Raw genomic sequence first — 10,796 nt, forward strand, 5'->3', positions numbered from 1 at the left:
AGCCTGGAACAACCTGATCACCCTCCCGGATGTCATCACGTCAATCGGGACCAGAGATTGGGCAAAAGTGGATCAATGACCGCCGCCCTTGGTATCAGGGTGTTTTTCGCACTTGATCCGCCCAAGGACGAACAAAGCGACACGACCTACCAACCCGTCATCGCGATTTTTGCTGTCGCGGCGTTGTTGACTCTGGGCCTGTCCTGGCACCAGTATGGCTCGCTCCTCACACTGCGCGCATTTGAATGGTTCATCTCTCTGTCGATGGCCATACTCGCGATCCAGAAGTTGCAGGATGTCGAAGGGTTTTCGACCATGTTCCTGAATTATGACCTGCTGGCGCGCAGATGGGTGCGGTATGGCAAGATCTATCCGTTCGGCGAAGCCGTGGCTGGCGTGCTCATGACTGCTGGCGCGCTGCTCTGGATTTCCGCACCCGTCGCCCTGTTCATCGGAACGGTCGGCGCGATCAGCGTGTTCAAGGCGGTGTATATCGACAAAAGAGAGCTGAAATGCGCCTGCGTCGGCGGAGACAGCTCGGTGCCGCTTGGCTTCATCTCGCTCACAGAGAACCTGATGATGATCTTCATGGGGCTGTGGATGCCGATCCGGGCGATCTGGTTCTGACACGCGGCTCGAGACTCAATGATGGGTTTCTCCCAGCTCTCCAGGCAGTTAAACAGTGTTACGCATCACGATGAGCCACAACATTTTTGTGTGTTGCGGGAAATCGCGACCGAAAGTAATGCTTTCCCATGATGAGTGTGATTCGCACCTTTTTCTTTCAAATGATCGCGCTGTCGGCGCTGTTCGCTATGCTTTCGGCACCCTCGAATGCTGCTGCGATGATCGACTGTTTAGAGCTGAGCAAAGAGCAGGGAGTTACTGCTTACATCGGGGCGGTCGATCACGATCATGTTCACGCGCCTTCGATGGAAAAGAACGACCACGAAAATTTGCATTGTCAAAGCCATGTTTGTACCACCGGCTTGTTCAATCTCGTTATACAAGAGGCTTCCGCTTGTTGTGTAGAGCGTGTTGTAGGTACGTGGGACGCAACATCGCTTGTGAGCATGTCCGCTCCTGACGGGCTTCGTCGACCACCACGTGCGTAATGCGGACGTTTGTCAGCGCTTTTGCGGCTGATCGTTAGCATTTCATTCGACGAGGACAACTAGTGAAAAAACTGACTGCGGCAATGCTGCCGCTGCTCGCTTCCGGATGTGCATCCGTGGCCGAGCTAAACGATGCGCCCGCGTTCACCGTGGCCGCAAACCCGGCAGTTGTGGCCGAAGTGCGCTCAGCTCCCGGCATCGAGTACACGCAATACCGGATTGAGGATCCTGCCGATTGGCGCGGTCTTAATGACGCTCAAAGCGGAGGCAACCGATGAAAGCGGTTTTGATTATCGGCACAGCGCTTCTGCTGTCGGCCTGCGCGCAAACCTCAGTCGTTCAGATGGCGAGCAAGGAACGGGCGGGGTTCGATACGGTTCAGGCCGGGGCAAGCCGCGCTGTCGGCGCGTCGCCGGAATGGGCCCTATCCGCTGGTGAGATTGAGGCGCTCGACAGACGGGTTCATGGCTTGGTTCACAAAAAAACGATCAACGCCGATACTGCGGTACAGGTCGCGATAATGAACAATCGCGGATTGCAGGCGAGTTTCGCCGACTTGGGCTTGTCTTCGACGGATCTTTGGGAAGTGGCCATGGGGCCGATACCGTCAGTCAGTGTATCTGTTTCCGGACTTGCTGGTGACGTAACACGGGCACTTGAAGCGCTGGTCATGAAATCCGTTCTGGATGCGGCAAACCAAAGGCCGCGGACGGAAATAGCGCAAATCCGCTTCCAACAGGCGCAACTAGAGGCTCTATCCGAAACGATTGCACTTGCTATCGAAACCCGCCGTGCATGGATTGAGGCAGTTGGCGCTTTTGAGAAGGCTGCCTTGATTGCAGAAGCGCAGAACACTGCCGACTCTGCGTCCGAACTTGCCTCACAGCTTGGTCGTACTGGATTCATGAGCAAAGCCGACCAGGCACGCGAACACGCGCTCACTGCGGTCTTGGCCGTAGAACGTTCGGAAGCGCGTCTGGAAGCGCAACTTGCAAAAGAGCGTTTGATCAGGCTCATGGGACTTTTTGGGAGTCCGATCGAGGTTTTTGTCCCTGACGCCCTCCCGAGCTTGCCAAGTCAACCACGCGCTTCCGCTGATATCGAACGCTTGGCGTTGGCGAACCGTGTTGATCTTGCTGTCGGAAAGCTGGAGCTCGAAGCCGTGGCGCGCGAGTATCGACTGACGGGCAAGACACGCATGATTTCGGATGTCTCTTTGGCAGCGGGCCTCGAAGCGGAAGGCAGCAACGGGAGTACAGAGGTAAATCCGGCGTTGTCGGTAGACTTTGAAATTCCACTCTATGACACTGGGCGACTGTCATCAAAACGCGGCCAGATGAATTATCTGCGAGCTGCGAACAGCGTGGCGCAGCAGGCAATCAACGCGCGCGCCGAGGCGCGGATGGCTTACAAATCCGTGACCGGGCGACATGCCGTGGCGCGGCACTGGCGCGATGTGGTTCTGCCGCTTCGCAGAACCATCGATGAAGAATCGCTCAAATCCTACAGTGGGATGATCACCTCGACCTTCGAATTGCTCGAGGACGCACGTGACGGTCTTGAGGCGCAGATTGGAGCGGCAGAGGCAAAACGAGACTACTGGCTGGCTGAAACAGAGGTGACCGCTGCGATCTGGGGCGGCACTGCCGGTGCAGGTGCCGGCGGCAATGAGGAGGACATGGAATGATCAATCGTAGACAAGTTCTCGGAGCAGGTTTGACCGCGGGAGCGGGCGCGGTGCTCGCCAATGCGGCGGCGGCACAGACCCGATTTCGGGATCTGCCCGAGGCGGTGTTCACCGACAGTCCCTACACTCAGGTGCCGCCGCGCCCGACCGACCGTTTCGACTACAACCCGGTGGTGACGCTCAACGGCTGGTCTCTGCCTTACCGGATGAATGGAGACGTCAAGGAGTTCCATCTGGTCGCCGAACCCGTCGAACGGATCATGGCAGATGGTATGATCGCTCGGCTCTGGGGCTACAACGGCCAGTCGACGGGGCCCACGATCGAGGCGGTCGAAGGCGAGCGCGTGCGCATCTATGTCACCAACCGACTGCCCGAGCACACCAGCGTGCATTGGCACGGTCTGATCCTTCCGTCCGGCATGGATGGTGTTGGCGGCCTGTCCCACCCAGCGATCCCGTCTGGAAAGACTTTCGTTTACGAGTTCGATCTGGTGAAATCCGGCACTTTCATGTACCACCCCCATGCCGACGAGATGGTGCAGATGGCCATGGGCATGATGGGCCTTTTCATCGTCCATCCCCGCGACCCTGCCTTCATGCCCGTCGACCGCGACTTTGCCTTCCTGCTCGCGGCCTACGACATCGATCCGGGCAGCTACATTCCGCGCGTTGCGGAAATGACCAACTTCAACATGTGGACGTGGAACAGCCGGATCTTTCCGGACATTGATCCTCTCGTCGTAAGCAAGGGAGATCGCGTGCGCGTGCGCTGCGGCAACCTGACCATGACCAACCACCCGATCCACATGCACGGGTATGATTTCGAGGTGACCTGTACGGACGGCGGCTGGGTCAGACCAGAAGCGCGCTGGCCCGAGGTCAGTATCGACATCCCTGTCGGCGCGATGCGGGCCTACGAATTCGAAGCCGTACATGAAGGCGATTGGGCCATTCACTGCCACAAGTCGCATCATACCATGAACGCGATGGGTCACGAGATCCCGACCTTTATCGGAGCGGACAAACGGCGACTTTCGCAGATGATCGGGCGCCACCAACCCGGGTATATGCCCATGGGAACGGCCGGCATGGCTGATATGGGCGAGATGTCCATGGAGATCCCAGACAACACTGTCCCCATGATGACCGGCTGGGGGCCTTTCGGTCCGCTGGAAATGGGTGGCATGTTCAGCGTTGTAAAGGTCCGCGAGGGCATCGCGCCCAACGATTATAGCGATCCGGGCTGGTATGAAAACCCTCCGGGAACGCAAGCCTATGAGTGGACGGGCGAGCTACCCGAACACGCAAGCAACACCAGTCCAAAAACCATAATCACTCCACGTGGCGGAGTGCGGTGGGGCTGATGCAACGAGCACAGGAGAAACACGCTCATGAAAACTGGACTTCTGGCCATGGCACTCACCTTGGCATCCATTATTGACCCGGCGATGGGACTGGCCAGTCCAGGGCACGAAGGCGGTCAAATGGCCGTCGGCATGCCCGCGACGCACGGTGAAAAACCGACCCGTACGATCAATGTCATTCTGCGGGAAGACTACAACAGCGATAGGCCGTTCGTATTCGAGCCTTCGGACCTCACATTTTCCAAGGATGAAACGGTTCGCCTCATCATCGTAAACGAAGGGGAAGAAACCCACGAGTTCGTCATGGATACCGTCGAAGAAAACGCCGAACACCGGGAACTGATGGCGAAGTTTCCCGAGATGGAGCACGACGATCCGAATGCGGTACGCCTTGATCCCGGCGAAGAGGCCGAAATCATCTGGACTTTCAACAAAACCGGAACGTTCGAGTTCGCTTGCCTTCTGCCCGGTCATTACGAAGGCGGAATGTACGGCAGCCTGGTCGTCGATTGACCTTTTCACCCACCAAAAGACTGGACAACCAACATGAAACTAATCTCTTCACTTACGACCGCCTTCCTACTTCTGGCAGGGGGTGCCCTTGCCGAAGGGGATCACGCGATGTCGAGCGGCAAAGTTACCAAGATCGACGCAAGATGGAACAAGATCACGATCGATCACGGTCCTCTCGAAAACCTCGATATGCCGGCTATGAAAATGGTCTTTGAAATCGCCGATGCAGGAATGTTGGAGGGCCTCTCGGAAGGCACTCAGATCAGTTTTCTTGCGGAGCGGGTAAACGGAAAGCTGACCGTCACCGAGCTGCAAAAATGAAAAACGCCGCGCATCGGACACTACCGGTGCGCGGCTTTTCGTCTTGAAGGGTTTCAATTGCACCAAACGATTCACCCATCGGGCGAGAGATCCGCGAGTATTGGACAATCAGGTCGGTGATCTCCGGCACATTTCTCCACCAGCTCGGAAAGCGTCGCGCGCATGGATTGAAGCTTTGCGATCTTCTCGTCGATCTGACGGAGATGCTCCTCCGCAACCGCCTTGACCTGCATGCTTTCTCGCTTCTCATTTTCGTAGAGCGCCAACAGCGTCCTGCAATCCTCGATGGAAAAGCCCAGGGCGCGCGCACGGCCCAGGAAGGCCAACTTGTGCATATGGGTCTCGGTGAAGTCACGATAGCCGTTTTCGCTACGGTTGGGGTGGATCAGCCCGATTTCCTCATAGTAGCGGATTGTCTTGGGGGGCACGCCCGAATTGCGGGCCACGTCTCCGATATTCATGTCAAACCTCCGTTATTCGGCCGGGGCGGGCGTTGCAGCAGCGCGAGCTTTGGGAACCGCTCGCTGTTCGTCCATGGCCGGGGCGATGCTCCGCAGGCGCAGGGCGTTGGTCAGCACGAACACCGAAGACAGAGCCATCGCACCCGCCGCGAGGATTGGTGACAGAAGCAGCCCGAACGCCGGGTAGAGCACACCGGCCGCCACAGGGATAAGCGCCACGTTGTAGGCAAAGGCCCAGAACAGGTTTTGCCGAATATTGCGCATGGTACGGCGCGACACCTCGAAGGCATTGACCACGCCGCGCAGATCGCCCGACATCAGGACAACATCCGCGGATTCGATGGCCACGTCGGTACCGGTTCCGATGGCAATGCCGACATCCGCATGGGCAAGCGCCGGGGCGTCGTTGATCCCGTCCCCGACAAATGCGATGCGCTTACCACCCTCGCGCAGCGCGTCCAGTGCCGCGACTTTTCCGTCAGGCAATACGCCAGCGACCACGTGATCGATCTCGGTTTCGCGGGCGATGGCTTCGGCGGTTTCGCGTTTGTCTCCGGTGATCATCGCAACCGAAAAACCCTTTTCATGCAGCGCTGCAATGGCCGCGCGGCTTGCGGATTTGACCGGGTCGGCGACACCGATCACGGCGGCAAGCCGCCCGTCGATGGCCGCGTAAAGCGCGGTCCGACCCTTGCTGGCGATCTGCGTCTCCTCATGCGCCAATGCCGAGATGTCGACATTTTCGCGGGTCATGTAGCGATCGGCACCGACCAGAACCGTCGCACCGTTCACCAGGGCACGCACGCCGTAGCCTGTCACCGATTGAAAGCCCTCGGTGTCGAGCGACGGCGCGCCTTCGGCGCGGGCGGCACGGACGATGGCATCGGCGACGGGATGCTCCGAAAGAGCTTCCACTGCGGCGATCTTTGCAAGCGTCGTTTCGCGATCGTAGCCTTCGGCCAGCACAAGGTCGGTCAGGGCGGGTCGTCCTTCGGTCACGGTTCCGGTCTTGTCCAGGGCAACGATATCGACGGTGCCAAGCTGCTGCAATGCATCGCCTTTGCGGAACAGGACGCCCATCTCCGCCGCCCGCCCGGTGCCCACTATGATCGAGGTCGGCGTCGCAAGCCCCATCGCGCAGGGACACGCGATGATCAGCACCGAAACTCCGGCAATCAGCGCCATCGTCAGCGCCGGATCGGGTCCGACGACGAGCCAGACCAGGACCGTCACAGTCGCAATCGCCATGACCGCCGGCACGAACCACAGGGTGATCCGGTCGACCAGACCCTGGATTGGCAGCTTGGCGCCCTGAGCCTCCTCGACCATCCGGATGATCTGGGCAAGGGTCGTGTCGGCGCCAACGCGGGTGGCGCGGAAGTGCAGGCTCCCGGCACCATTGACGGTTCCGCCCGTCACCGGATCACCGGCAGCCTTTTCAGCCGGGATCGGTTCGCCCGTCAGCATGCTTTCATCGACATGGCTGCTGCCTTCGGTGACGACACCATCGACAGCGATGCGTTCGCCGGGACGCACGATCACGATGTCCCCCTGAACCAGGGCGTCGATGTCGATCTCAATGCTTTCACCATCCCGCATCACGCGCGCCGTGCGGGCCTGAAGCCCCAGCAACTTCTGGATTGCCGCACCCGTTCGCCCTTTTGCGCGGGCTTCAAGAAACCGGCCCAGCAAAATCAGAACGACGATGACCGCTGCCGCCTCGAAGTAGACGGCGCGCAACGTGTCCGGCAGAACAGAGGGCAGGAATGTGGCGACAACGGAATAGAGATAGGCAGCCCCGGTGCCGACCGCGACAAGGCTGTTCATGTCGGGGGCACCGCGGAAGAGAGCCGGGAACCCCTTGGTGTAAAATGTCCGGCCCGGGCCGATCAGAACGATGGTCGTCAGCACGAATTGAAGCATCCAACTTGTCTGCTGGCCAATCGTGGTTTCGATCAGCATGTGAACGGCCGGGATCATGTGACCGCCCATCTCGATCAGAAAGACCGGCAGGGCGAGAATGGCCGCAAGGAGGACACGCCTGGAAAGCGCATGCGCTTCCTGTTCCTTTCGCGCGACCCTGTCGTCGCCCGATTGCGCCGTTGCAATTTTCGCCGGATACCCCGCCGCGCCACTGGCTTCGATCAGATCAGATGTCGTGACAAGACCTTCGACATAAACCACCGTCGCCGTTTCGGAGGCGAGGTTGACGTTTACGTCGATAACGCCCGGCACCGCTGCCAGCGCCTTGTCGACGCGACCGACACAGGAGGCGCAGGACATCGCCTCGACCGTAAACTCGGCCTTTGCCGTGCGTGGCGGGTATCCGAGTGCTGAAACTGTCTCGATGATCTTGGAAACGCGTTCGGGTCCGTCCACGCGCAGCCGCGCGCTTTCAATCGCGAGGTTGACTGATACTTCGGACACGCCTTCAAGAGCGGCTAACGCGCGTTCGACCCTGCCGACACATGACGCACAGGTCATGCCGTCGATCGGCAAGGTGATCTCTTTCGGGTAGGACATGTTTTACCACCTGTTATTCCGTTCTAAGCGGAATATGGTCCTTCCAGTAACTAGAAGGTCAACGGGTCAATTTACTTTTTCCGACTTGACCTTCCAGTAGGGGGAATCCCCAAATCGATGACAGGCACGAAAACCAAGGAGTGACTCCGGTGAAATTCAGCGTTCCGAACATGAGCTGTGGGCACTGCACCGCTGCCATCGAAAGCGCGGTGAAAACCGCAGACCCACAAGCAGCCGTAGAATGCGACCTTTCTAAACGACAAGTTCGTGTCGACAGCGCGCTAACGGCGGATCAACTGAAAGCCGCCATCAAGGACGCAGGCTACGACGCCGATCCGGTTACCGCTTAATGCAATCCCGGACCACCCAAATGTGGTCCGGGAACACCAGTTCAATCTTCGGCCTTACGGGCATCCTCGACCAGATCGGCCAGTTGCGCCTTTTCCACAAAGCCCGGAACGAGCGCATCGCCGATCACAAAGGACGGCGTGCCATTGAACCCCAAGGCTTGCGTCAGTTGCATGGAAGTCGCGATGTGCTCTTCAACCTCGGGAGCCTCCATGTCCTTGCGCAACTGCGCGATATCAAGGCCGATCTCCTCGGCAACGCGTAGCACGGAAGCTTCTTCGGCCCGCCCCTGCAACCCCATCATGGCCCAGTGGAACTCTTCGTACTTGTCCTGTTTGCGGGCTGCTAAAGCCGCTTTCGCGGCGAACACCGATCCGTCTCCGAGAATGGGCCATTCACGGTAAACGAGGCGAATGTCGGGATCGTCTTCGATCAAGGCACGCACCTCAGGCTTGACCCGGCGACAATACGGACAGTTGTAGTCGAAGAATTCCACAACGGTGACGTCACCTTCCGGGTTGCCGAGAACCGGAGCATTCGGATCGTTCTCGATCAGATCGCGCTGGTCATTCAGAACTTGGGCCTGGCTGAGCTCCTGCGCTTGCGCCTGCCGTTGCTCAAGGATTGCCACGGCCTCCATGACAATCTCGGGGTTCTCGCGGATTGCCTCGAGCACGAGTTCCTTGACCCGAGCTTTTGACAGTTCGTCGGCGATTGCCGGTATCGGAAGCAGGGCAGCTATCGCCACTGTCGTAAGTGCTTGTCTGAAACGCATCTTAGTTATCTCCTCGTTGTCTGTCGGCGTCTGTCCGTGCTGCCTGGACTTCGCGAATGCGGTCCGGCCAGGTGGACCGGATGAAGGCCAGGATGTTGTGAATTTCCTGGTCTGTCAGCACGTCTCCGAAACCCGGCATTCCACTGTCGTATTCGACGCCCTGACGCGCCAAAAGCGCCGCACCCCCCAGTTTTGTGTAGTCGAAAAGAAGACTGTCAGGATGATGCCAGGTGTGACCCGTCTCATCATGCGGTGGCGCTGGCAGGCGCCCATCCGCACCGGGCGATCGCCATTCTGGCTGGCCTTCCAGCTCAGCACCATGACAAGACGCGCAGTTCTCTGCGTATGCCAGCGCGCCTTTTTCGATGTCGTAGCTGTCCGCAGTAGTCGCGCTGTCAACATCCGAGAAAGCATCGGTCGAGAGCCAATACGTGAAAGCGGCTGCAACGACCGTGAGCGGGACTGACCAAAAGAGATACTTCATGTCACCCGCAGCCAGGTTGTCATGCCGGACGCAGCATGGCTGAGCATGTGGCAATGGAACAGCCACTTGCCGGGATTGTCGGCTATGAAGGCAATCTCGCGGGAGTCGTTGCCACCCAACAGGATCGTGTCCTGCATCGGCCCGAACGCGCCGTCCGGGCGTACCTCGCGGAAATGCATGCCGTGCAGGTGCATCGCATGTGGGAAAACTGTCTGGTTCTCGATCTTCAACCGTACCGGTTCGTTCAGCGATAGATCGGCCAATGGTGTGTCCGTCATTTCGGCAACGTCATTCAAAGCCCAGAACTTCCCCGCTTGCGCAAGCTGGCGGAAGCCAAGCCGTTCCCCACCGAGCAATGCCGACTGCATTCGCCCCATTGCCCCGCCGGACATGACCAGCCGCAGATCACGCGCATCGGAAAGGTCTGGGGTGTGTGCGGCGGGATTGGGCGGCAGCGGCGATGGCGTGTCCCTCGAAACAGAGCTGGCTGTGCCGTCAACGCTAAACCGTACTAGCGGAGTCAGTTGATCGTCATCGCCGATGCGAAGCAGTTGGGCAGCGCCGCCTTCGTCTTCGGTCACATCGACAATCAGATCCAGGCGCTGTGCAGGGCCGAGGATCACCTCGCCGTCAACCGGCTGGGGTTGACCGATCGGCATTCCATCAAGGGCCACCGTCCAGCCGCTCATCCCCGAAAGCCGCAGCGGGAATATCCGCGCGCTCGCCGCGTTGATGATGCGCAACCGGATGCGTTCGTTGCGCTTTGCCGGCAAGGTCAGATCATAACGCCCGTTCACCGTGATAAAGTTGCCGATGCGCCCCCCGTGACTCATCATCATGGGATGATCGAAATTGTCGAACAGCTGCCCACTTTCCGGGTCGAGCAACCAGTCCTCAAGAACGAGGACTTCCTCTCTGTCGATGTCTGGCTTATCGGCCTCTTCAACGATCAAAGCACCGCGCAAACCACGTGCGACCTGCTCGTATGAGCGATTATGCGCGTGGTACCAATAGGTGCCGGCGTCCGGTGCGATGAAATCGTAGTCGAATGTCTCACCTGTCCCCACGGCCTCTTGTGTCAGCCCGGAGACGCCATCCATCGCGTTGTCGATCCGGATTCCATGCCAATGAACCGAACTGGGATCCGGGACCTCATTGCGGAACCGACGACGCACCCGATCACCCTGTGCGACCCGGATTTCCGG

The 10,796-nt window shown here is 59.0% G+C and carries 12 protein-coding genes and 1 pseudogene; 8 read left to right on the forward strand and 5 right to left on the reverse strand.

The window, feature by feature from the left end; translation table 11 throughout:
- Positions 1–93: 93 nt before the first annotated feature.
- The 7 genes and pseudogenes from MRY75_RS08235 to MRY75_RS08265 form a co-directional block, all read left to right on the forward strand.
- A pseudogene (locus MRY75_RS08235) lies at positions 94–627 on the forward strand (MauE/DoxX family redox-associated membrane protein); the annotation flags it as partial.
- Between the two features lie 128 nt (positions 628–755).
- A complete protein-coding gene (locus MRY75_RS08240) occupies positions 756–1,115 on the forward strand; it encodes a hypothetical protein (RefSeq protein ID WP_292306836.1) in 360 nt (119 codons plus the stop codon).
- An 83-nt stretch (positions 1,116–1,198) separates the two neighbouring features.
- Positions 1,199–1,393, forward strand: coding sequence for a hypothetical protein (locus MRY75_RS08245; RefSeq protein ID WP_292306838.1), 195 nt, complete (start codon positions 1,199–1,201; stop codon positions 1,391–1,393).
- Complete coding sequence (locus MRY75_RS08250) at positions 1,390–2,802, forward strand: TolC family protein (RefSeq protein WP_292306840.1); 1,413 nt, start codon at positions 1,390–1,392, stop codon at positions 2,800–2,802. Before MRY75_RS08245 ends, MRY75_RS08250 begins: the two co-directional genes overlap by 4 nt.
- A complete protein-coding gene (locus MRY75_RS08255) occupies positions 2,799–4,166 on the forward strand; it encodes a copper oxidase (protein WP_292306845.1) in 1,368 nt (455 codons plus the stop codon). The genes MRY75_RS08250 and MRY75_RS08255 overlap by 4 nt, the downstream gene beginning before the upstream one ends.
- Positions 4,167–4,193: 27 nt before the next feature.
- Complete coding sequence (locus tag MRY75_RS08260) at positions 4,194–4,679, forward strand: cupredoxin family protein (protein WP_292306847.1); 486 nt, start codon at positions 4,194–4,196, stop codon at positions 4,677–4,679.
- Between the two features lie 33 nt (positions 4,680–4,712).
- Positions 4,713–5,000, forward strand: a complete 288-nt coding sequence (locus MRY75_RS08265) for a copper-binding protein (RefSeq protein ID WP_292306849.1) — start codon at positions 4,713–4,715, stop codon at positions 4,998–5,000.
- Positions 5,001–5,071: 71 nt separating this feature from the next.
- On the opposite strand, the gene cueR is transcribed toward MRY75_RS08265, so the two are convergent.
- A complete protein-coding gene (gene cueR, locus MRY75_RS08270) occupies positions 5,072–5,461 on the reverse strand; it encodes a Cu(I)-responsive transcriptional regulator (RefSeq protein ID WP_292306851.1) in 390 nt (129 codons plus the stop codon).
- Positions 5,462–5,473: 12 nt separating this feature from the next.
- Positions 5,474–7,984, reverse strand: a complete 2,511-nt coding sequence (locus tag MRY75_RS08275) for a heavy metal translocating P-type ATPase (RefSeq protein WP_292306853.1) — start codon at positions 7,982–7,984, stop codon at positions 5,474–5,476.
- 149 nt (positions 7,985–8,133) lie between these two features.
- On the opposite strand from MRY75_RS08275, the gene MRY75_RS08280 reads away from it, so the two are divergent.
- Positions 8,134–8,334 (forward strand): cation transporter, encoded by a 201-nt coding sequence (locus MRY75_RS08280; RefSeq protein WP_292306855.1) that lies wholly within the window; start codon positions 8,134–8,136, stop codon positions 8,332–8,334.
- Positions 8,335–8,375: 41 nt separating this feature from the next.
- Here the strand turns inward: MRY75_RS08280 and MRY75_RS08285 are convergent, their stop codons facing one another.
- From MRY75_RS08285 to MRY75_RS08295, 3 genes are all read right to left on the reverse strand, one after another.
- Positions 8,376–9,107: a DsbA family protein gene (locus tag MRY75_RS08285; RefSeq protein ID WP_292306857.1), complete on the reverse strand. Its 732-nt coding sequence runs from the start codon at positions 9,105–9,107 to the stop codon at positions 8,376–8,378.
- 1 nt (position 9,108) lies between these two features.
- A complete protein-coding gene (locus MRY75_RS08290; RefSeq protein WP_292306858.1) occupies positions 9,109–9,591 on the reverse strand; it encodes a c-type cytochrome in 483 nt (160 codons plus the stop codon).
- On the reverse strand, positions 9,588–10,796 hold a 1,209-nt coding region (locus tag MRY75_RS08295; protein ID WP_292306860.1), incomplete at its 5' end, for a multicopper oxidase family protein. The genes MRY75_RS08290 and MRY75_RS08295, both read right to left, overlap by 4 nt.

Source organism: Marivita sp. (assembly GCF_022763305.1).
Lineage (GTDB): Bacteria > Pseudomonadota > Alphaproteobacteria > Rhodobacterales > Rhodobacteraceae > Marivita.